This window comes from Sphingopyxis terrae subsp. terrae NBRC 15098 (assembly GCF_001610975.1).
GTDB classification, from domain to species: Bacteria; Pseudomonadota; Alphaproteobacteria; order Sphingomonadales; family Sphingomonadaceae; genus Sphingopyxis; species Sphingopyxis terrae_A.
The window spans coordinates 540,267-561,864 of the sequence record NZ_CP013342.1; the positions used below are offsets into that span (position 1 = coordinate 540,267).

The 21,598-nt window shown below is 67.2% G+C and carries 16 protein-coding genes; 7 read left to right on the forward strand and 9 right to left on the reverse strand.

From position 1 onward, the window contains the following. The first annotated feature begins 63 nt into the window (after window positions 1–63). From AOA14_RS02590 to glnA, 3 genes are all read left to right on the forward strand, one after another. A complete protein-coding gene (locus AOA14_RS02590) occupies window positions 64–2,244 on the forward strand; it encodes a PQQ-dependent dehydrogenase, methanol/ethanol family (protein WP_062900649.1) in 2,181 nt (726 codons plus the stop codon). Window positions 2,245–2,473: 229 nt separating this feature from the next. Continuing rightward, window positions 2,474–2,812, forward strand: coding sequence for a P-II family nitrogen regulator (locus tag AOA14_RS02595; RefSeq protein ID WP_003040441.1), 339 nt, complete (start codon window positions 2,474–2,476; stop codon window positions 2,810–2,812). A gap of 72 nt (window positions 2,813–2,884) precedes the next feature. Continuing rightward, window positions 2,885–4,297 carry a type I glutamate--ammonia ligase gene (gene glnA, locus AOA14_RS02600; RefSeq protein ID WP_058813096.1) on the forward strand — a complete coding sequence of 471 codons (1,413 nt, stop codon included), beginning with the start codon at window positions 2,885–2,887 and terminating at the stop codon, window positions 4,295–4,297. A gap of 78 nt (window positions 4,298–4,375) precedes the next feature. Here glnA and AOA14_RS02605 read toward each other — a convergent pair whose 3' ends face one another. Beyond that, entirely contained in the window at window positions 4,376–5,038 is a 663-nt protein-coding gene (locus AOA14_RS02605; protein WP_062900650.1) for a hypothetical protein, read from the reverse strand. Next, on the reverse strand, window positions 5,038–5,247 hold the full coding sequence (locus tag AOA14_RS02610) for a helix-turn-helix transcriptional regulator (RefSeq protein WP_003040449.1): 210 nt from the start codon (window positions 5,245–5,247) through the stop codon (window positions 5,038–5,040). Before AOA14_RS02610 ends, AOA14_RS02605 begins: the two co-directional genes overlap by 1 nt. A gap of 178 nt (window positions 5,248–5,425) precedes the next feature. Between AOA14_RS02610 and AOA14_RS02615 the strand changes: the two genes are divergently transcribed. The 4 genes from AOA14_RS02615 (at window position 5,426) to AOA14_RS20345 (ending at window position 9,957) form a co-directional block, all read left to right on the forward strand. After that, window positions 5,426–6,739: a M20/M25/M40 family metallo-hydrolase gene (locus AOA14_RS02615; protein WP_062900651.1), complete on the forward strand. Its 1,314-nt coding sequence runs from the start codon at window positions 5,426–5,428 to the stop codon at window positions 6,737–6,739. A gap of 92 nt (window positions 6,740–6,831) precedes the next feature. Continuing rightward, window positions 6,832–8,271, forward strand: coding sequence for an aldehyde dehydrogenase family protein (locus tag AOA14_RS02620; RefSeq protein ID WP_058813093.1), 1,440 nt, complete (start codon window positions 6,832–6,834; stop codon window positions 8,269–8,271). Window positions 8,272–8,408: 137 nt separating this feature from the next. Continuing rightward, window positions 8,409–9,641 carry a bifunctional glutamate N-acetyltransferase/amino-acid acetyltransferase ArgJ gene (gene argJ / locus AOA14_RS02625; protein ID WP_062900652.1) on the forward strand — a complete coding sequence of 411 codons (1,233 nt, stop codon included), beginning with the start codon at window positions 8,409–8,411 and terminating at the stop codon, window positions 9,639–9,641. A 61-nt stretch (window positions 9,642–9,702) separates the two neighbouring features. Further along, window positions 9,703–9,957, forward strand: a complete 255-nt coding sequence (locus tag AOA14_RS20345) for an SEC-C metal-binding domain-containing protein (RefSeq protein ID WP_202988363.1) — start codon at window positions 9,703–9,705, stop codon at window positions 9,955–9,957. 47 nt (window positions 9,958–10,004) lie between these two features. Here AOA14_RS20345 and trxA read toward each other — a convergent pair whose 3' ends face one another. From trxA to AOA14_RS02660, 7 genes are all read right to left on the reverse strand, one after another. After that, complete coding sequence (gene trxA, locus AOA14_RS02630; RefSeq protein ID WP_003040459.1) at window positions 10,005–10,325, reverse strand: thioredoxin TrxA; 321 nt, start codon at window positions 10,323–10,325, stop codon at window positions 10,005–10,007. Between the two features lie 41 nt (window positions 10,326–10,366). Beyond that, complete coding sequence (addA, locus tag AOA14_RS02635) at window positions 10,367–13,834, reverse strand: double-strand break repair helicase AddA (protein WP_062900653.1); 3,468 nt, start codon at window positions 13,832–13,834, stop codon at window positions 10,367–10,369. Further along, window positions 13,831–16,791: a double-strand break repair protein AddB gene (gene addB / locus AOA14_RS02640; RefSeq protein WP_202988364.1), complete on the reverse strand. Its 2,961-nt coding sequence runs from the start codon at window positions 16,789–16,791 to the stop codon at window positions 13,831–13,833. Before addB ends, addA begins: the two co-directional genes overlap by 4 nt. 124 nt (window positions 16,792–16,915) lie before the next feature. Continuing rightward, window positions 16,916–17,635, reverse strand: coding sequence for a nucleotidyltransferase family protein (locus tag AOA14_RS02645; protein ID WP_062900654.1), 720 nt, complete (start codon window positions 17,633–17,635; stop codon window positions 16,916–16,918). 4 nt (window positions 17,636–17,639) lie between these two features. Then, a complete protein-coding gene (locus AOA14_RS02650) occupies window positions 17,640–18,632 on the reverse strand; it encodes an aminoglycoside phosphotransferase family protein (RefSeq protein WP_238929715.1) in 993 nt (330 codons plus the stop codon). Continuing rightward, window positions 18,617–19,066, reverse strand: coding sequence for a tRNA (adenosine(37)-N6)-threonylcarbamoyltransferase complex ATPase subunit type 1 TsaE (tsaE, locus tag AOA14_RS02655; RefSeq protein ID WP_062900655.1), 450 nt, complete (start codon window positions 19,064–19,066; stop codon window positions 18,617–18,619). The genes AOA14_RS02650 and tsaE overlap by 16 nt, the downstream gene beginning before the upstream one ends. Then, window positions 19,063–21,411 (reverse strand): sensor histidine kinase, encoded by a 2,349-nt coding sequence (locus AOA14_RS02660; protein ID WP_409372277.1) that lies wholly within the window; start codon window positions 21,409–21,411, stop codon window positions 19,063–19,065. Before AOA14_RS02660 ends, tsaE begins: the two co-directional genes overlap by 4 nt. Between the last annotated feature and the right edge of the window lie 187 nt (window positions 21,412–21,598).

Genomic DNA, 21,598 nt, shown 5'->3' on the forward strand with positions numbered 1-21,598 from the left:
TCCGCTTCGCCCGGCGCAGTCTTGACGTGAACGTCAAGCATAGGACGTCGAGGGAGAGCGAATATGGCGAAACGGGTCATGGCGACCGCGCTGCTTTGTGGTGCGGCCTTGGTTCTGGCGGGTTGCAACGCGTCGAAGTCGGGCGGCACGGGCAGGTCGCTCGACGATGCCGAGAGGGCGAGCGAAGCACTGCTCAAGACCGGCGGCAACGGCGACAACTGGGCCGGCATCGGCTATGGCTATGACGAGCAGCGCTTCAGCCCGCTCACCGACATAAACGACAAGAATGTGGGCGAGCTTGGCATTGCCTGGTTCGCCGATCTTGAGGACGCGCGCGGACAGGAAGCCACCCCGGTCGTCGTCGATGGCACCCTTTATGTCAGCCACGCCTGGTCGAAGGTCGACGCGTGGGACGCCGGGACCGGCAAGAAGCTCTGGTCCTTCGATCCCAAGGTGTCGGGCGACCGCGCGGTCAACGCCTGCTGCGACGTCGTCAACCGCGGCGTCGCGGTATGGGGCGACAAGCTCTTCGTCGGCGCACTCGACGGGCGGCTGATCGCGCTCGATCGCAAGACCGGCAAGGAATTGTGGTCGACGCAGACCTTCGATCCCCAAAAGCCCTACACGATCACCGGCGCGCCGCGCGTCGTGAAGGACATGGTGCTCATCGGCAGCGGCGGCGCCGAATTCGGGGTGCGCGGCTATGTCACCGCCTATGATGCCGATACCGGCAAGGAACGCTGGCGCTTCTACACCGCGCCGAACCCCGAAAAGAAGAAGGACGGCGCCGCAAGCGACGACATCTTCGCGTCGAAAGGCAATGCAACCTGGTCAGACCAAGGGGAATGGAAGACGTCGGGCGGCGGCGGCACGGTGTGGGACGCGATCGTCTATGACAAGGATCTCGACCAGATCTATCTCGGCGTCGGCAACGGCAATCCGTGGAACCATGGCACGCGTTCGAACGGCGAAGGCGACAACTGGTTCCTCTCGTCCGTGGTGGCGCTCGATGCGTCGACCGGCAAATATAAATGGCATTATCAGGAAACGCCCGGCGAGAGCTGGGACTATACCGCGACGCAGCCGATCATCCTTGCCGAGCAGGCGGTGAACGGCACGCCGACCAAAGTGCTGTATCATGCACCGAAGAACGGCTTTTTCTTCACGATCGACCGGACCACCGGCAAGCTGATCGACGCCAAGCCTTTCGTCGACGGGATCAACTGGGCGACCGGCTATGACATGGCCACTGGCCGGCCGATCGAAAATCCCGACGCGCGCTTCTACAAGACCGGCAAGCCCTTCATCGCGATCCCGGGCGCGCTTGGCGCGCACAACTGGCATCCGATGAGCTACAACCCTGCTACCGGCCTCGTCTATATTCCGGCGCAGCAGATTCCGCAGGGCTATATCCAGGATATGGATGAGCTGGACCGGCGCAAGGTACTCGGCTTCAACATCGGCGCCTCGCTGACCGCAGCGATGCTCCCCGACGACAAGGCTGCCTTCCGCGCGGCCGTCGCCGCGACCACCGGCCGTCTCGTTGCCTTCGACCCGCGCACCGGCAAGGTCGCTTGGGGCGTCGACTATCCCGCCGCATGGAACGGCGGCACGATGACGACCGCCGGCAATCTGGTTTTCCAGGGAACGAGCACCGGGCGCTTCCGCGCCTATGCCGCCGACACCGGCAAGCAGCTGCTCGACCTCGACATGCAGTCGGGGATCGTCAGCGCGCCATCGACCTTCCGCGTGGGCGGAGTGCAATATGTCGCTTTCCAGACCAGCAAGGGCGGCGCCTTTCCACTTGTCGCCGGGGTCGCGGGCGGAGTGACGCGCAAGGTGCCCAATATTCCGCGCCTCGTGGTGCTCAAGCTCGGCGGTACGGTGCAGCTCCCCGCCCCGCCCGCGACCACGACGCTGGCGTGGAATCCGCCCGCGCAGTTCGGCACGCCGCAGCAGATCGCATCGGGCAAGGCGCATTTCGGGCGCTATTGCCAAGTCTGTCACGGCGACAGCGCGATCGGCAACGGCTTCACCCCCGACCTGCGCGTTTCGGGTGCGCTGACCAGTGCCGATGCATGGAAGGGCGTGATCCTCGACGGCGCGCTGAAGGACCGCGGCATGGTGAGCTTTGCCAAGGTGCTCTCCCCCGCCGATGTCGAGGCGATTCGCGCCTATGTCATCGACCGGTCGAACTGGACCAAGGCTAACCTGCCCGACGCGTCGGCGCCCGTCGGGCGCTGATTGCACAAAATTTAATCACCTAAATCACGCCGCTGCCCAAAGGACAGGCAGCGGCGTAATTTCGTGCCAAATTTCTTACCGAAAGCTTGCGATTCGCCAATTGGCACGGGTCTTGATTGGTGCAAGATGGCCGCACACCGCACCGACTCACGGGGGAAACCGGTTCAGGCGTACCTGACCCGGCTTCGTCCACAGGCAAAGGTGGAAGGCCCAAAGGGGGACATGAAGCGTGAAGAAGATTGAGGCGATCATCAAACCGTTCAAGCTCGACGAGGTGAAGGAGGCGCTGCACGAAGTGGGTGTCAGCGGCATCACCGTCACCGAGGCGAAGGGCTTCGGTCGCCAGAAGGGTCACACCGAACTGTATCGCGGCGCTGAATATGTCGTCGACTTCCTGCCGAAGGTGAAGCTGGAGGTTATCGTCGATGACAATATGGCCGAACGCGTGGTCGAGGCGATTGCCGCGGCGGCGCAGACGGGCCGCATCGGCGACGGCAAGATTTTCGTGATCCCCGTGGAAACCGCGCTGCGCATCCGCACCGGCGAGCGCAATGAGGACGCGCTCTAAGCTTCCATCGCTCCATCCCGTTCAACAGACGCCGGTCCAGCCGGTACTATTCGCAAAAAGGAAGAAGTGACCATGGCCACCAAGCCGAAGGATATCATCGCCCGGATCAAGGATAATGACATCGAGTGGGTCGATCTGCGTTTCACCGATCCCAAGGGCAAATGGCAGCATCTGACCATGTGCGCCGGCGTGATCGACGAAGACGCCCTCGAAGACGGCCTGATGTTCGACGGTTCGTCGATCGAAGGCTGGAAGGCGATCAACGAAAGCGACATGATCCTGAAGCCCGATCTCGAAGCGGTCTATGACGATCCCTTCTCGGCAACCCCGATGCTGGTGATGTTCTGCGACATCGTCGAACCTTCGACCGGCGAAGGCTATGCCCGCGACCCGCGCACCACCGCGAAGCGCGCCGAAGCCTATGTCGCCTCGACCGGCATCGGCGACACCGTCTATGTCGGCCCCGAAGCCGAATTCTTCATGTTCGACGACGTCCGCTTCGAAACCGGCTATAACAAGTCGGGTTTCGAAATCGACGATATCGAACTGCCGACCAACACCGGCCGCGCCTATGAAGGCGGCAACCTTGGACATCGTCCGCGCGCCAAGGGCGGCTATTTCCCTGTCGCGCCGGTCGACAGCGCCGTCGACATCCGCGCCGAAATGGTCTCGACCATGCTCGAAATGGGCCTGCCCTGCGACAAGCATCACCATGAAGTCGCCGCCGCGCAGCACGAGCTGGGCCTGACCTTCGGCACGCTGACGCAGACCGCCGACCGCATGCAGATCTACAAATATGTCGTGCATCAGGTCGCCCATGCCTATGGCAAGACTGCGACCTTCATGCCCAAGCCGATCAAGGACGATAACGGATCGGGCATGCACACCCACATCTCGATCTGGGAAAAGGGCAAGCCGCTCTTTGCGGGCAACGGCTATGCCGGCCTTTCGGACATGTGCCTCTATTTCATCGGCGGCGTCATCAAGCATGCGAAGGCACTCAATGCCTTCACCAACCCGACGACGAACAGCTACAAGCGCCTCGTCCCGGGCTTCGAGGCGCCGGTGCTGCTCGCCTATTCGAGCCGCAACCGTTCGGCTTCGTGCCGCATCCCCTATGGCGCGGGCGCCAAGGCGAAGCGCGTCGAATTCCGTTTCCCCGACGCGATGGCGAACCCCTATCTCTGCTATTCGGCGCTGCTGATGGCGGGGCTCGACGGCATCCAGAACAAGATCCACCCCGGCGACGCGATGGACAAGAATCTCTATGATCTGCCGCCCGAAGAACTCGCCGAAGTCCCGACCGTCTGTGGCAGCCTGCGCGAAGCGCTCGACAGCCTCGCGGCCGATCACGACTTCCTCTTGAAGGGCGACGTCTTCTCGAAGGATCAGATCGAAGCCTATATCGAACTCAAATGGGCCGAAGTTTACAACTTCGAACAGACCCCGAGCCCGGTCGAATTCGACATGTATTACAGCGCCTGATCTGCAGCGATCAGTCACGCTCGAAGGGCGTCCGACTTGGGGGAGCTCGGACGCCCTTCCCTTATCTGCTACCTGCGCTCAGCGCATCATCAGGCCGCGGCGACCGATCGCCACAAAGGCCCCGACAAGCATCATCGCCGCCAGCGTCGTCACCACGTCGATCGCGGTGAGCGCCGGTCCGAGCCCTAGAAAATCGGCGGCGCCCCAGAGGGTGAGCCCGATCCAGCTCAGGCCGAAGGCCCAATAGCCGCCTTCGATGCCCAATTGGCGGTTAAGCTCGTCATATTGCCACCGCCACGCCCAGCTCGCCGCGACACCGCCCGCAATCACGAGGGCCAGCACCGCCGCGGCCGCCTGCGCCGGAACGGGTCCGGTCGGAAAGGAGGGCGTGCGTGCGAGCGCGAGCGCAAGCAGTGCGGCCCCGATTGCGCCCATGACGATGACCGATCGCCCCATGCCCGCGCGCTCCTCGCGCAGTTCGTCGGCATCGGCGACGTTGAGCAGCCTGGCGCCGGTGCGCGGCACCGCCAGCCCGAAGCCGACAAAGGCCGCCATCAGGAGATAGAGGATGGCGACCCCGGCCAGCGCAACGCGCGATCCGCCCATCGCATCGATGAAATCGGTCCCGGCGACATGCATCAGCCCGGCGACCGTGCCCGCACCGACGATCGCGCCGACCAGCGCCCCGATCCCGCTCTTCTTCCACGCCGCAGCGCTATGTCCGGCCACCATCTTGTCCATCACTCGTCCTCCGGCATCCAATGATCGATAAACAGCTCGCGCACCTCCAGCCCGAACAGCCGGGCCATGCGCAGCGCGAGCGGCAGGCTGGGATCATATTTGTCGGTTTCGACGGCATTGATCGTCTGCCGCGAGACGCCGAGCCGGCGGGCCAGTTCGCCCTGGCTCCACCCCGCCTGCTCGCGGCAATCCCGAACGCGATTTTGCAATGACCATCCTTTCAGCCTGTCAGACACTCTTTACAGACGCGAAACATATGCTGTCAAACACTCTTTACAGGTCGTGCTCGAGATGGGGATCGGCAAGCGAGCGAATATTGCCGGGCGCGATGGCTTGCGGCGGCGGCCTTCAAGCGGCACAAGGGCGCCGACAAAGGAGATTGTGCAGATGAAATCAGCCCGCTTCGCCGCGTTCGCCGCCCTTGCCGCGCTCGCGCTCGCCCCGGCCGCGCATGCCAAGCTGAGCCCGACCGAAAGCCGGATGGCCGAAACGGTAAAGGCCGAGCAGGAACGGTCGATCGCGCTGCTCGAAAGGCTGGTGAATCAGAACAGTGGTACGTTGAACCTCGCCGGGGTCGAAAAGGTAGCCGAGATGATGCGCTCCGAGCTCGAGCCGCTGGGCTTTACGGTCACCTGGAAACCCACGCCCGAGACGAAGCGCGCCGGCCATCTGATCGCGGTGCACAAGGGGCGTGCCGACGGCAAGAAGATGCTGCTGATCGCGCATCTCGACACGGTGTTCGAACCCGACTCGCCCTTCCAGACCTTCACGCGCAAGGGCGGCTGGGGCGAAGGCCCCGGCGCGGGCGACGACAAGGGCGGCATGGTGGTGATCGTCGCGGCGCTGCGCGCGATGAAGGCTGCGGGCACGCTGAAAGACGCCAATATCGAAATCCATATGACCGGCGACGAGGAAGACGCGGGCGATCCGATCGAAAAATCGCGCGCCGACCTGATCACCGCGGGCAAGCGCAGCGACATCGCGCTCGATTTCGAAGGACTTGTCCGCGACAATGGCGCCGATATGGGATCGATCGCCCGCCGCAGTTCGGAAAGCTGGACCGTCACCGCGACGGGCATGAGCGCCCACAGTTCGGGCATCTTCAGCGCCGAGGTCGGCGACGGCGCGATCAACGAGCTGGCACGCATCATCCGCGATTTCCGCACCCAACTGCCCGAACCCAATCTGACCTTCAACGTCGGGCTAATCGCCGGCGGACAGGAAGCGACGCTCGACACCGGCGGTATCCGCGCGACCGCAAACGGCAAGACCAACATCGTCGCCCCGATTGCGGTGGCGCGCGGCGACCTGCGCACCCTGTCGCCCGAACAGTCGGCGCGGGTGAAGGACAAGATGGCGGCGATCGTTGCGCGCCATCTGCCCGGCACCGATGCGAAGCTTGCCTTCGACCCCGGCGCCTATCCGCCGATGGCGCCGACGGCGGGCAACAAGGCGCTGCTCGACCGGCTCAACGGCGTGAACCGCGACATGGGGCTCCCCGAAATGGCCGCGCTCGATCCGCTTAAACGCGGCGCCGGCGACATCAGCTTCGTCGCCGCCGATGTCGATGGCCTTGCCGGGCTCGGCACCTATTCGACCGGCGATCATGCGCCCGGCGAAAGGGTCGAATTGTCCAGCATCGCACGCCAGGCGACGCGCGCTGCGATACTCATGTCACGCATAGCCGCTGAAAAGCGCTGAGCTGGAAGAAATCGCAGCCGACCGCGCTTGATTCGCGCGGCACAGTGATTAGGTAGCAATCCGAGACGGAAGTTTCCGCCGATGGGAGAAAGATGATGAGCGATACCGAAACGCACCTGAAACAGAATTACATCGGCGGCAAATGGGTCGACAGCAAGGGCGGCAAGCTGCACGACGTCATCAACCCGGCGACCGAGGAAGCGGCATCGACCGTCGTGCTCGGCACCGCGGCCGACGTCGACGATGCCGTTGCCGCCGCCAAGGAAGCCTATAAGACCTATTCGCAGACGACGCGGGAGGAGCGCTTGGCGCTGCTCGGCCGTATCGTCGAGGAATATAAGAAGCGCGGCGCCGATCTCGCCAAGTCGATGGCGGCCGAAATGGGCGCACCGGTCAGCTTCGCGGGCACCGCGCAAGTCGGCGCCGGCATCGGCGGCTTCCTCGGCACGATCGAAGCGCTGAAGAATTTCGAGTTCAGCGAACAGCATGGCGCAAACAAGGTCGTCTATGAACCGATCGGCGTCGTCGGGATGATCACCCCCTGGAACTGGCCGCTCAACCAGATTGCGCTCAAGGTCGCGCCCGCGCTCGCCGCCGGCAACACGATGGTGCTGAAGCCGTCGGAAGAATGCCCCGGCAATGCCGTTATTTTCGCCGAAATCCTCGATGCGGCAGGCGTTCCGCCGGGCGTGTTCAACCTGGTTCAGGGTGACGGCCCGACCGTCGGCAATGCGATCAGCGCGCATCCGGGGATCGAAATGGTGAGCTTCACCGGATCGACCCGCGCTGGCATCCTCGTCGCCAAGGCGGCGGCCGACACGGTCAAGCGCGTCCATCAGGAACTGGGCGGCAAGTCGCCGAACATCGTCCTGCCCGACGCCGATCTGGCCCAGGTCCTGCCCCCGACGGTGCAGGGCGTGCTCGTCAACACTGGTCAGAGCTGTATCGCCCCGACGCGTATTCTGGTCCACAAGGACCGCAAGGAAGAGGCCGTCGGCGTCATCAAGGCGATGTTCGACGGAACGCAGGTTGGCGATCCGGCGCAGGAAGGGGGGCATATCGGCCCCGTCGTCAACAAGGCGCAGTTCGAAAAGATCCAGGGCCTGATCCAGTCGGCGATCGACGAGGGCGCAACGCTCGAAACCGGCGGCACCGGCCTGCCCGCGAACGTCAACCGCGGCTATTTCATCAAGCCGACCGTCTTCTCGGGCGTCACGCCCGACATGCGGATCGCCAAGGAAGAAGTGTTCGGCCCCGTTGCGACGATCATGGAATATTCCAGCCTCGACGAAGCGGTCGATATCGCTAACGACACCGAATATGGCTTGTCGGCCGTGGTATCGGGCGATCCGTCCAAGGCCGCCGAGGTGGCACCGAAGCTGCGCGCCGGCATGGTCGCTGTCAACGCCTGGGGCCCCGGACCGGGCGCGCCCTTCGGCGGTTACAAGGCGTCGGGCAATGGCCGCGAAGGCGGTCTGTTCGGCCTCAAGGACTTCATGGAAGTCAAGGCGATCAGCGGCATCCCGGCGTAAGCCGGACGATCCTCCTTGTGGCGACGCCGCGGGGAGGACGACCGCCGGGAAGCGCTCGTCGCTGAACTCCGGCAGCAAAGCCCCTTCCGTTCGCGGGAGGGGTTTTTCTTTGCCCCCCCAACGGCTATGCGCGCGCCATGACTGATCGCTCGCCGCTCGCGCCCGCTGCCTTCCCCGCCCTGCCCGAAATCGCCGGGGTGACGCGCCGTATCGCGCGCGCGCACTACAAAAATTGGGACCGCTGCGACCTCACCTATGTCGAACTGGCGCCGGGTACCGTCGTCGCGGGCGTGACGACGCAGAATGTCTGCTGTTCGACCGAGGTCGAAATGTGCCGCGAGGGCATCGCGCACGGCCGCGCCCGCGCGCTGATCGTCAATGCGGGCAATTCGAACGCCTTCACCGGCTATCGCGGACGCGAGGCGGTCGAGCAGATCGTCGATCAGGTCGCTGCGCATCTGGCGTGCGATCCGAGGGAAGTCTTCGTCTGTTCGACGGGCGTGATCGGCGTGCCGCTGCCCAAGGACAAGGCGCACGCCGGCGTCGCCAAGGTCATCGGCTTCGACACGCCGAGCGCAAGCTGGGAAGAAGCGGCGCAGACGATCACCACCACCGACACCTTCCCGAAGGGCGCGGCGGCAAGCGCGGTCGTCGGCGGCGCCACGGTGCAAGTCGCGGGGATCGTCAAGGGATCGGGGATGATCGCGCCCGACATGGCGACGATGCTCGGCTATATTTTCACCGATGCCGCGGTGGCGCCCGATCTGTTGCAAGCGATGCTGAGCGACGCGACGGCGGGGAGTTTCAACGCGATCACGGTCGACAGCGACACGTCGACCAGCGACACGGTGCTGTTGTTCGCGACCGGACGGGCGGGCAATCCGGTGCTGACGACGCGCGACGATCCGGGCGCCGACGCGCTTTATGCGGCAATCCAAAGCGTTGCGCTCGACCTTGCGCAGCTTGTCGTGCGCGACGGCGAAGGTGCGTCGAAATTCATCGAAATTACGGTGACCGGCGCGGTCAGCGATGCCAGCGCCAAGCGCGTCGCGCTGTCGATCGCCAATTCGCCACTGGTCAAGACCGCGATCGCGGGCGAGGATGCCAATTGGGGCCGCGTCGTGATGGCGGTGGGCAAGGCAGGCGAACCTGCCGACCGCGACCGGCTGGCAATCCGCTTCGGCGACCATTGGGTCGCGAAGGACGGGCTACCCGTCGACGGCTATGACGAGGGCCCCGTTGCGGCGCATCTGAAGGGCCAGGACATTCGCGTCGGCGCCGACCTCGGCCTCGGCGACGGGCGCGCGACCGTTTGGACCTGCGACCTGACCCACGGCTATATCAGCATCAACGCCGACTACCGGAGTTGACCGCGATCTTTTAGATCCGCCCCCTGCGCGCAATCAGGTGCGCCGACCACAGGAGGCCGTCATGGTACGGCAAAAAGACTTCGCCGACCTGCCTTGCTTTCGAGACACCTCGAAGCGGCCTAAGGGGTACCCGTCCGAAACGCAGGTCAAGCGTGGTCATCGCTTCGTCCGCGGCGATATCGAACTTATCGAAAAACTCGGCCGAAAAGACCCGTGCCCATGCGGATCAGGCCAGAGGTTTCCGCAATTTCCGCCTCGCTTCGGGCCGGTTTCGATGGCTCCGAACGGCACGACTATTGGCGTGACTGACCGATAGAAGGCTCCCCCCGACACCGATCACTCGGCGTCGGGGGCTAGCTAAAATCAAAGCGCGCCTTCGAGCCAGCCCTTAAGCGCGCTCTTCGGTGCGGCGCCGACCTTGGTGTCGGCGATCTGGCCATTCTTGAACAGGATCATCGTCGGGATGCCGCGCACGCCATATTTGCTCGGCGCGTCGGGATGGTCGTCGATGTTCAGCTTGGCGATCACCACCTTGCCGGCGAGTTCGTTCGAAATTTCTTCGAGCGACGGGCCGATCATCTTGCACGGACCGCACCATTCGGCCCAGAAATCGACGAGCACGGGGGTGTCGCTGTCGAGGACATCGGCCTGAAAGCTGGCGTCGGTGATTGCCTTGGTTGCCATCGTCTGAACTCCTGAAATTCTGAAAAATCGTTGATGCCAAGCTAGGACGTCGGGGCGCCCGGCTCAAGAGGCGGCGGCGGCAAATTCGCCTTGGCGGCAAGCAAGCCGGGCTTGTGCGGTGCCAGCACGGCATCGTCGAGCGCGATGAGGCGCGGCTCCGCCGTATAGAGCAGCGCCGTTTCGACGCGCCGGCCCGGAAAGATGACCGCCAGCGCATCGCGATAGGCCGCCATCTGGCGCAGATAGGCGGGCGCGACATCGGCCGCGCTCCCGGGTATCCGCCGCCCGGTCTTGTAATCGATCACTGTCACCGCGTCGTCTGTCACGCGCAGCCGGTCGACGATCCCCGCCACGACCATGCCGTCGACCACCGCCGAGAGCGGCACTTCGGCCAGACTGTCGGGGCCGAAGAGTGCGGCGTGCGCCGGATCATCGAGGATGGCGAGCACCTCGTCCGCCATCGCCATACGCGCCGCATCGTCGAGCGTCGGTGCCTGCACCGCGAGCCAGCGCAGCGCCGCCGCGCGCCGCCTATCGGTCGCGACCGGCGGCAGGCGTTCGAACAGCGCGTGGAGCAGCAGGCCGCGCGTCACCGCCGCGACGCGCGCCGCCCCCTGCGGCGGCACCGCGACATCGTCTTCGCCCAGCGCCGAGGGCGCGAGCGGACGCGGCGGGCGCGCCTCCTCGGGCGCCGGGGCGTGGGTCCAGGCGGGCAGCGCGAGCGGCGGCGGTGCGGCGCGCACAGCCGCATCCCTGCGCGCCCATTTGCCGTCATTGATGCGGTGGACACGGCGGCGGCCCCACAGCGGCCCCGCATCCTCCCAATCGCAACCAAGCCCCTCCAGCGCCATCGCGGCCGCGCTGTGCCAGCTTGTCTCGGGCACCGACAGGTCGGGCTTTTTGGTAACGCCCGCGACGATCAGCATCTCTTCGGCGCGGGTCATCGCGACGTAGAACAGCCGCCAATGCTCCTGCGCCGCGGCATCGGCCGCGTCCTGATAGGCCTGCGCCAGCGCACCCTGCCGCTCGTCGGCGGGCATCGCGAAGACGGGCAGCTTTTCCCAGGCGGCGACATCGACGGTGAAGGGACGATGACCGATCGCGGCATCGTCGGTCGCATCGGCGAGAATGACGATCGGCGCCTGCAAGCCCTTCGATCCGTGCACCGTCATCACGCGCACGACGTCGCTGCGCGCTTCGGTCTGCCGCTTGATATCGGCGCTGCTGCCCGCGATCCGGGTCAGAAAGCCGAGTAGCGACACGGTTTCGCGCGCCTCGAACGCCAGCGCCTGGCTCAGCAGTTCGTCGATCGGGTCGCGCGCCTCGCGCCCCAGCCGCGCGTAAAGCTTGCGCCGTCCGTCGATCGGCCCTGAGAGGATCGTTTCGAGAAAGCGGAAAGGGGTCGTGAAATCGGCCATGCCGAGCAGTGCGCGCAGCGCCGCCATCGTTGCGGGCGGCATAGTCTCCTCATGGGAGCGCAGATGTTCCCAGATGGCGGCGCGGCCGCGCTTTGCCGTACGCGCGTAAAGCTCGTCCTGCGTCCAGCCGAGCAGCGGCGACACGAGCAGCGCGGCGAGGTTGAGATCGTCGAGCGGCTGCACCGCGAAGCGCATAGCGGCGATCAGATCCTGAACCGCTAGCGGCTGGGTCAGCGCGAAGCGGTCGACGCCCGCGACGGGGACGTGCAGCGTCTGAAGCCGCGCGACGATCCGCGCCGCCAGATCGCGGCGCCGGCGTACGAGGATCATGATATCGCCGGGCGCCACGGGGCGGCCATCCTTGCCGTTCGCGATCCAGTCCTGCACCTCGCCCGCGATCGCCTTGGCCAACCGCATCGAGGCAGGATCGGAGGCGGGGGCGCTGCCGTCCCCCTCGTCCCCGCCGTCCTCCGCGGCTGCGGCATCGATCGCCTTGCCGACGGGCAGCGGCGCCCAGAGTTCGACCTGGCCGGCCTGCGCGCTTCGAAACGGACGGTGTGGCGGCTCTTCGCCGTCGAGTCCCATCGCTATCGTCCCGCCGTCGCCGAGCCAGCGGTCGACGACGTCGAGCACCGCGGGCGTCGAGCGATAGTTGGAAACGAGATCGACCTGGCGGAAGGGCTGGCCGCCCATCTCGCCCATCGCGTGGAACATGTCGCGCGCGTTCGCGAACGCCCTGGGGTCGGTGCCCTGAAAGCCGAAGATCGCCTGCTTGCGGTCGCCGACCGTGAACAGCGTCCGCAGCCGGTCGTCCTTCGCGCTGACGCCCGCGAAAAACTCTTCGGCGAGCGACAGGACAATGCCCCACTGGCGCATGTTCGTATCCTGCGCCTCATCGACGAGGATATGGTCGGTGCGCTGATCGAGCTTGAAGCGCACCCATTCGCCGAAGCTGCTGACACGCAGCAGCGTCCCGGCGAGCGTGATGAGATCGTCGAAATCGGCAAGACCCGCATCGCGCTTGGCGAGCGCATAGGCTTCGGCAAAGCGCGCGCCAAGCTTCCACCCCGCCGCAAGATCGTCGGCGACGCGCATCGCGGTCGCCGTCGCGCGCAGCCGCCCGGCGGCATCGACGATGCGCACCGCGCTATCGGCACAATCGGTCATCCGGCCCTTATCGCCCGCAAAATCGGCGCGCAGCTCGCCCTTGCCGGTCAGGAAACAGCCGAGCAGTTCATCGAGCATCGCGGCGCGCGCCGAGGCCTCGGCGATGAGCCAGCCGACCATCTTGTCCGAACAAGCCTCGCCGGTCTTGGTACCCCACGCCGCCCCGCTGGTCGCGACCGCCTTGATATCGGCGTCGGAAATCGCCCCGCCTGCAATTTCGGCAGCGAGCCACGCATCGGGATCGCCGCCCGGCAGGTCGAACGCCGCGCGCAGATCCTGCGCCGCGGGCGGCAACGCGGCGCGCGGGCCACCGAAGACCGCGGCGCAGCTCGACAGGAAGGCAAGCGCGGATTCCTGCCCCAGCCGCCGCGACAGTATCGCCGCAACCGCCCGCAGCGCCTCGCGGTCGGGATCATGCTCGAGCAGATCGCCGAGTATCTGCCGCTTCAGCGCCGCTGCTTCATCTTCCTCGATAGCGCGAAAGCCGGGAAGCAGCTTTGCCTCGAGCGGAAAGCTGGCGAGCAGGGTCTGGCAGAAGCTGTGGATCGTCTGGACGCGGATCGCGCCGCCGGGGCTGTCGATCACTGTCGCGAACAGCGAGCGCGCACGCGTCATCAGCCCCGGCCGCTCCCAGTCGAGCCCCAGCGCGTGGAGATCGAGCCGCAGATCGCCGTCGCTCATCCGCACCCAGGTCGCGAGCCGTTCGTGGATGCGGTGCGCCATTTCGGCAGCGCCCGCCTTGGTGAAGGTGATGCACAGGATCGCCTGCGGCGAAACGCCGTCCAGCATCAGCCGCAGCACGCGCGCCGACAGCACCTGCGTCTTGCCGGTCCCCGCCGATGCGCCGAGCCAGACATGGCTTTCGGGATCGGCGGCGGCGCCCTGCCGCGGGTCGAGGATGGCGAGGCCGGCGCTCTTGCTCACAGCCCGTCCTCCCCGCGCCCGAACCATTCGTCGCGGCGCATGAGCTGGTCAAAATCGCCATAGCCGCGGCCCTCGCCGGGCAAGAAGGGCGCGTCGCCGAGCAAATAATCGCGCGCCAGCCGGGTCAGCGTGCCGGCGGCATGGTCGATCGCCGCCTCGGCGGTCTTGAGCGTGCTGCGCGGGCCATAGCTGTTCGAAATCCGCCCCGCACCGTCGGCGCGGCGATCGGGACGCAAGCTCCAATATTCGAGCGCCACGACGGGGGCGGCATCGATACCCTCCATCGCCCCTTCGCGCGCAAGCAGGCCGAGCAGCCCGAGCTGATTGTCGAGCCCGTCGGCGGCGGCCTGCGCGCTCGGCGCGCCGCCCGATTTATAATCGATGATGGCAAGGCCATCGGGGCCGCGGTCGATGCGGTCGGCCTTGCCATGCAGCGTGATGCCGTCGTCGGTCCGTTCGCCCCGCGCCTCGACTGCGACCGGCTTGCGCTCGGCCTCCCAAACCTGCTCCGCAGCCCAGCGCAGCGCGGGTGCGATACGCGGCAGCCAGAAGGCGCGCGCAATCCCGTCGAGCGCCGGATCGGCGGCGAGCGCGGCCAGTTCTGCCTCGAACGCGTCGCGCGTGGCGCCGCCGCGCACCCAATCCTCGAACAATTTATGCACCCGCGTGCCGCGCCAGCGCGGATCGGGAGCGGCGCTCAATGGATCGAGCGCCGAAAGGCCGAGCATCCGGTCGGCATAAAAGGCAAAGGGATCGCGCGCGAGCTTGTCGACGCCGGTGACGCTGATCCGGCGCGGACGGTCGGCAGCGGGCGGCTGCGGCGCCGGACGACCGGCGGGCTGCGCGCCGCCCGGCGGCAGGTCGATTTCGGCGGCAAGGCGCGTGAGCGGCACCCCGCCCGGTGCGGGTTCGGGAAGCTCGCCCGCAAGCGCCGCGAGCCGCAGCCAGAAGCGCGAGGCGACGGCGGGATCGCCGCCGCTGCGCTGCGCGCGCGTGACGACGATCTTTCCGCCTCCGAGCGCGCCCGCGAAATCATGCGCCGCCATCCCCTGCTGCCGTTCGGGCGCGGCAAGACCGAGCAGACGGCGGATACCGGGCGCGAGCCACGGGTCGGGTTGCGTCGCGGCGGGCCAGCGCCCTTCGTCGAGACCGCCGAGAATCATCAGGTCGGCGCGCTGCAACCGCGCCTCAAGCAAGCCCCAGATGAACAGGCGCGGATGCCCGCCATAGGGCGGACGCACGCTCGCTTGCCCAAGCAATTGCCCGAGCATCGCGGGAAAATCGGCAGGATCGACAAGCGCCGGCCCGGCGCCGCGCGCCAGCGCCCACTGGTCGAACAGTTCGGCGAGCATCCGGCCCGCCGGCCCCGCCCACACCGCGTCGCCCGCCAGCCATTCGGCAGCGCGCTGCAACGCCGCGAGCAAGTCGGCGGGCGGCGCCGGCCCGGCACCAAAGGGCACGAGCGCGGCGGCGAGTTCGGTCGAAACACGCGTCCACCAGGGCGCCATCTGGACCACAATGGCATGACCGCGCGCCTTGGGATCGGCAGCGCGCGCCGCAATGCGCGCGCTCACCCCGTCCCATCCCGGAAGCAGTCCGGGCTCACGCAGCGTCAGGTCGAGCCGCCGCACCTCGTCGAGCCACATGGTGCGCTCCCCTCCCGCACGCACGAGCGGATGGCCGAGCAGCGCCACCAACGCGACCGGATCGAAGGCGGCAGCCAGGTCGGCAAGCAGCAGCAACAGCGCGCCCGGCGCGGTGCGCGACAGCGGTTGGCCGGCGCTGTCATCGACACTGATGCCCCAGCGCGTCAGCGCGGCGGCGACGCGCTCGGCGAGCGCGCGGTCGGGGGTTAGGAGGGCGGCCGTGCGCCCCGGCGTCTCGATCGCCTCGCGCATCAGCAGGGCGATTCCCTGCGCCTCCTGCCCGTCGTCGGCGAAGACGGCGCCCGACAGGCCGGCAACCGCCGCCGACAGATCGCCCGCCGCCTGCCACTGGGTGCTGTAGTCCGCGGGCGCGAAGAGCAGCGACGCGAAGGGCGTCCGCGCTTCGGGGCCATCGTGCGGCGATGCGGCATCCCATGGCTGCACTTCATCACGAGCAACGCCCATGCGATCGAGCAGCAGCTTCAGATGATATTGCGGATGCGTTTCGAGCGGGCGCCGATCGTCATCCGCATCGGGCCGCGTCGGGCCGAGCGCATCCCATTCATCCGCCGCCATCACCTGATCGAGCCCGGGCAGCACGACCATGCCGCGCGTCATATCGGCCACGGTGCGGAGCAACCGCGCGATGGCAGGAGCAGCGGTGGTAACGCCCGCCGCGACGACGAAGCGCGCCGGCGGCGCCGCACGCCATCCCGCGGCAACGCGATCGAGAAGCAAGTTGCGGCGCGCCGCGCGGTCGATCGCGCCGGTCCTGGCAAGCGTGGCCGGCCATTCATCGACCAGCAGCCGCAGTCGCGATAGCGACGCCCGCCAATGGTCGGCAAAGGCGCCGAGATCGAGGTCGACGAGCGCCGAAACCGGCACCTCTTCATAATGAAGCTGGTCGATCACGCGGCCGAGTCCGTCGGCAAGCTGGAACGCCGCTGCGCCGGTGATTGCCGGTTCGCCCGGCGGCGTATGCCGCTCGATGAGTTCGGTGAGCAGCAGGCGCCGGTGCAGCGGATCGATAGCAGGCGGCAGCGGATCGTCGTCGATCGCATCGAGCGACAGCGCGACCGATTCGTCGAGATCGGTATCGCCGATCACCGCCAGCCGCGGCATGAGAAGCCCCTGCCCGCCCGCGCGGACGAACGCCGCCTGCACCGCGCTGCGCGCCCGATTGCTCGGCAGCAGGATCAGGCCGTGCGCCAATCCCAGCGCGCCGTCGTCGAAGCGCGCGATTACCCCGGCGGCGAGCGCGTCGGCGAAGGCCCGATGAATCGGGATGGAATAGAGGGTGGGTTTGGACATCTCCGTCATTGCGAGCGCAGCGAAGCAATCCAAGGCGGCTTACGCAAGCTCTGGATTGCTTCGCGCAGTTCGTCCCGAGCGCCTGCAAAGCAGTCGAAGGGCTCGAAATGGCTGCGGAAAGGAATCAAACCTCGCTCAGCGCCGCTTCGGTCGGTGCAATGCTGGCGGGGGTGCCGACGTCGAACCATTGCCCCATGTGCGACAGGCCATAAAGCCGCCCCGCCGCGATCGCGCGGTCCCACAACAGGTTCGTCGAAAAGGGCCCTTCGGGCGCGCCAACGAGCAGGCGCGGCGAAATGAGCTGGATTCCGGTATAGACGAAAGGCGCGACACGGCCGGGCTTGCGCCGCGACAGCTTGCCGCCCGGGTCCATGTGAAAATCGCCCTTGCCACCGTGTCCCGTCGCACTCGCCTGACGGATTACGAGGAGCAGCGCTTCCATCCGATCGCCGTCCCAGTGGCGCGCCAGATTACGGATGCTGTCCTGCGGCCCGTCGGTCCAGATATTGTCGCTGTTGACGACCAGGATCGGATCGCCCTTGAGCAGCGGCAGCGCCTTGACCATGCCGCCACCGGTTTCGAGCAGTTCGCCGCGCTCGTCCGAAACCGCCAGGGTAAAGGATCGCTTCTGCTTTGCGAGATGCGCCTCGAGCGCGTCGGCGAGATAATGGACGTTGACGACGACATGGCCGATCCCCGCCGCCTCGATCCGGTCGAGGCTATGGTCGATCAGCGGCTTGCCGGCCACGCGCACCAGCGGCTTGGGCCGCGTCGCGGTGAGCGGGCGCATCCGCTTGCCGATCCCCGCAGCCATCACCATCGCGCTTTCGATCGTCGCGCTCATGCCGTCACTCGCTCCACGCCGCCGCGCGCTTGGCGGCGGGCACATTGTCGTCGAACCATTTTTTGACCGGTGCGAGCACCGGATGCGCAAGGTCGCGTTCGAGCAGACCCCACATGCGCGGCTGGAACTGGCGGTATCCGGGCTTGCCGTCGCGCTTCCACAAGCGCACGAAAACGCCCAGGATGCGCGTGTTGCGCTGCGCCGCGAGCGCCCAATAGGCAGCGCGGAACGCCGTGCCCTGTCCCGTCGCAGCGACATAGCGATCGAGCATTGCCGCCTCGACCATCGGGGTCACGTCGCGGCGCGCGTCCTCGAGCACCGAGGCAAGGTCATAGGCGGGATGGCCGACCAGCGCGTCCTGAAAATCGAGCAGGCCGAAATGTGCAATGCCGCTGCGTCCATCGACGAGCATGATATTTTCAGCATGAAAGTCGCGCAGTACGGTGACACGCGGCAAGCCGTCCTGCTCGACGGGCGCCAGCGCCGCCTGCCACGCCGCGCGAAATCCGTCGCGATCGACGGCAAGGTCCAGCGCGGGGCAGTACCAGTCGGTGAACAGCATCACCTCGTCCAGCCATTGTTCGATGCCGTGGACGGGCAGCCCCGGCATCGCGGGGCGCGCGTGCAGATGGACGAGCAGGTCGGTGAGCCCGGCGTAGAATTCGGCCTCCGCCGCCGGGCGCGCGTCGAGCGTTTCGCGCAGCCGCACGTCGCCGAAATCCTCGATCAGCAGCAGGCCCCGCGCCAGATCGCGGGCGAGGATCGCGGGCGCGGTCATCCCCTGTTCGCACAGCCATTCGGCGACCGCGATGAAGGGGCGCGGGTCTTCGTGCGGCGGCGGCGCATCCATCAGCACCGCCTGCCGCCCCTCACCGACAACGCGGAAATAGCGGCGGAACGAGGCATCGCCCGCGAGCGGCAGAATGCGGGCATCGCCCCAGCCATGCGCGGCAAGAAAGGCGGGCGCATGGTCGGGCGGAATCATCTGAGCGGCCATCGCGCTTCCCAAGCGGGCGGCACCGCCGCTGTCAAGACGCGCGCATCGCCCCCTCCCGAAATCGTCAGCGCCAGCGCGTCGGGCCATGCCTGGGCGCCCAATCGTTCGGGCCATTCGATCAGCAGCGCGCCGTCGTAGAGATAATCGTCGAGGCCGAGTTCGATCAGTTCATCCTCTCCGTCGATGCGATAGAGATCGACATGCGCGATCGGCAGATCGACTTCGGGCGGGGCGTAGGGCTGGACGATCGCGAAGGTCGGGCTCGGCGCCTCGCCCGCCAGACCGCGCGCTTTGAGCATCGCGCGCGCCAGCGTCGTCTTGCCCGCGCCGAGGTCGCCCGACAACAGCACGACATCGCCGGGCCTCAGCGCGGCGCCGATGGCGGCACCGATGCGATCGGCGTCTTCGAGATCATAGGCGCAGCTGAAGCTCATCCGCGTGGCAGGGTGACGCGGACCAGCGTGCCCTGTCCCTTTTCGCTGAGCACCTCCATCGTGCCGCCGTGCGCGGCAACGAGCTGGCGCGCGAGCGCGAGGCCGATGCCGCCGGTCTGCGTACCCGCCTGCTGCCCCTTCGTCACCGCGGCGACCGCATCGGGCATGCCGGGGCCGTTGTCCGACACGACGATCTCCACTCCGCGCGCGTCGCCGTCGGCATGGAGCAGCACGCGCCCGCCGCTGCGCTTGGCCGGGGCAGTAAAGCGGATCGCATTGTCGAGCAGCCCGCCCACGACCCGCGACAGGCGCGGCGCATCGCCTTCGATACTGCCAAGATTGTCGGACAGATTGCCGACGAGTTCGATGTTTTCGGTCTCGGCGAACGGAGCCGCGTCGGCGAGCGCCTTGCCGAGCAGCGCGCGGACGTCGACCGGCGCGCGTTCGACCGCCAGCGTCCCCGCCTCGCCCTGCGCGAGGTCGAGCACATTGTCGATCTGGCGGCCGAGCACCGCGACCGAATCCATGATCGCGTCGACATAGGAGCGCGCGGCAGGCGGAAGTTCGCCCGCATAACCCGCCTGCAGCATCTCGCCGAAGCCGCCGATCGAGGTCAGCGGCGTGCGCAGTTCGTAACTCATCCGCGACAGAAAGGCGGTCTTGACCTTGTCCGCCGCTTCGAGCGCCTCGTTGCGTTCGCGCAGCGCGCCCTCCATCTTCCGGCTGGCGGTGATGTCGAGCATGATGAGCAGCGCATTGCCGTCGGGCAGCGGGATCGAGGCGAAATCGAAATGGCGCCCGTCCTTGAACCGGATTTCGCCCGCGCGCTGCGTCCGCTCGAGCGTCGCGGCGCGGATCACTTCCTGGACGATGCTGATCTGGTTGGGCTTGGCGAGCCGGTCGGCGAGGCCGTTCATCAGCACATCGACGCGCGGATGCGCCGCAAGGGTCGATTCATCGACGCCCCACAGGCGGCGGAAGCGCTGGTTCCACAGATGCAGGCGGCCATCGGGAGCGAAGACCGCGATCGCCTCGAACAGATTGTCGAAGGTTGCGGTGCGCACGCGCAGCAACGTGTCGCGCGTCGAGGCCAGTTGCACCTGCTCGGTGCGATCCTCGGCGATCAGCAGCAGGCCGCCGTCGGGGGTCGGCTGGGCGACGACGTGCAGATGGGTGCCGTCGCGCAGGCGCCATTCCTCCTCGCTCGCGTGCGGCAGCGCGAACCAGTCGACATGCGCCTGCCGCCATTCGGGATAGTCGCGCACCTCGGGCGTCCGGCCGCCCTCACGCCATGCATCGAGCAACCGCGCGAGCGCCCGGCCTTCGGACACATCCTCGGCCGTCACGTCGAACAGCCGGCGAAAGGGCTGGTTCGCAAAGACAAGGCCATGATCGGGGCCGAACTGTGCCACCGCCGCCGACAGCCGGTCGAGCAATTCGCGCTGCGTATCGACGAAGCGGCGGTGCGCGCCGCGCTCGCTCTCCAGCTCCTGAATATCGATCGCATAGCCCGCGATGCCGATGACGCGGCCGCCCTCGGGCGCCAGCGGCACGTCGACGACCCGCATGATCCGGCGCTCGCCCTCGATCGTCACCGGGACGGTGCGCATATGCGCCGAGCCCGCGGCACGCGCCGCTTCGGCCGCGTCGGTCGCGCTGACCCCGGCGATTGGCTCGCACAATTCGGTGCCATCCTCGATCACCCGCGCCGCACTTTTCGCCTCGACCGCCCGGACATAGGCGGTGTTGACGAGCGCGAGGCGAAGATCGGGTTCGCGGAACCACATCGGAAACGGCGCCGCCTCGATCAGTCCCGACAGCGCCTCGAACGCCGCCATCGCCTCGTCGCGCTCGATCCGCGCCTTGGCGAGCGATTGCTGGCCGTCGGTCGCATCGCTGAGCCACAGCAGAACGCTGCCCGGTCCGCCGACCGACTGCGGCGCCGCCACGCCCTGACAGACGATCGTACGGTTGCTGCCCTGCGGACGCAGGCTGAGCGTGAAGGGTTTGGCACCGCGCTGGGCGCCGAGGATCGCCTGGCGCAACGCTTCGTGCGCCTGCGCGTCGAGCCCGGCGCCGAGTCCGCGAAGCTCGTCGAAACTGCGCGGTCCGGCATCGAGCCCGAGCCAGCGGCCGAGCCGCTCGCTCGCCTCGATGCGCCAGTCGCCGCGCACCACGACGGGCAGATAGGGCGACGCTTCGAGCAGGCTGGCGAGGCGTTCGGTCTGCCCGGCGACGAACGCCGAGCGCCGCTGCATCGCAACCCCGCGCCCGACCGCCCACAGCCCAGCGACCAGCCAGAGCGCGGCGAACAGGCCGAGCGCGAAGAGCAAGCCCGCGCTCATCGGCACGGGCATCGCGCCGATCGAAGCAAGAGGACGACAGGGACGCCGGATATCATCCGTCTGCCCCTATCGACTGCGCAGCCTCTATTCAATCGTCCGCCGCACAGGCACGGCGGAACAGGACGCCGGAAGGCCTCGTCCGGTCGAATATCCCCCGCACCCCGCGCGGATTGCGCGCCGGTACGCG

What these genes read in the sequence shown, in the direction of transcription:
- AOA14_RS02650 (WP_238929715.1), bottom strand. Translation starts at nt 18,632, where the DNA reads ATGGCCGCTCAGATGATTCCGCCCGACCATGCGCCCGCCTTTCTTGCC.
- AOA14_RS02615 (WP_062900651.1), top strand. Translation starts at nt 5,426, where the DNA reads ATGAAATCAGCCCGCTTCGCCGCGTTCGCCGCCCTTGCCGCGCTCGCG.
- AOA14_RS20345 (WP_202988363.1), top strand. Translation starts at nt 9,703, where the DNA reads ATGGTACGGCAAAAAGACTTCGCCGACCTGCCTTGCTTTCGAGACACC.
- tsaE (WP_062900655.1), bottom strand. Translation starts at nt 19,066, where the DNA reads ATGAGCTTCAGCTGCGCCTATGATCTCGAAGACGCCGATCGCATCGGT.
- AOA14_RS02660 (WP_409372277.1), bottom strand. Translation starts at nt 21,411, where the DNA reads ATGAGCGCGGGCTTGCTCTTCGCGCTCGGCCTGTTCGCCGCGCTCTGG.
- addB (WP_202988364.1), bottom strand. Translation starts at nt 16,791, where the DNA reads ATGTCCAAACCCACCCTCTATTCCATCCCGATTCATCGGGCCTTCGCC.
- AOA14_RS02645 (WP_062900654.1), bottom strand. Translation starts at nt 17,635, where the DNA reads ATGAGCGCGACGATCGAAAGCGCGATGGTGATGGCTGCGGGGATCGGC.
- glnA (WP_058813096.1), top strand. Translation starts at nt 2,885, where the DNA reads ATGGCCACCAAGCCGAAGGATATCATCGCCCGGATCAAGGATAATGAC.
- AOA14_RS02605 (WP_062900650.1), bottom strand. Translation starts at nt 5,038, where the DNA reads ATGGACAAGATGGTGGCCGGACATAGCGCTGCGGCGTGGAAGAAGAGC.
- argJ (WP_062900652.1), top strand. Translation starts at nt 8,409, where the DNA reads ATGACTGATCGCTCGCCGCTCGCGCCCGCTGCCTTCCCCGCCCTGCCC.
- AOA14_RS02620 (WP_058813093.1), top strand. Translation starts at nt 6,832, where the DNA reads ATGATGAGCGATACCGAAACGCACCTGAAACAGAATTACATCGGCGGC.
- trxA (WP_003040459.1), bottom strand. Translation starts at nt 10,325, where the DNA reads ATGGCAACCAAGGCAATCACCGACGCCAGCTTTCAGGCCGATGTCCTC.
- AOA14_RS02590 (WP_062900649.1), top strand. Translation starts at nt 64, where the DNA reads ATGGCGAAACGGGTCATGGCGACCGCGCTGCTTTGTGGTGCGGCCTTG.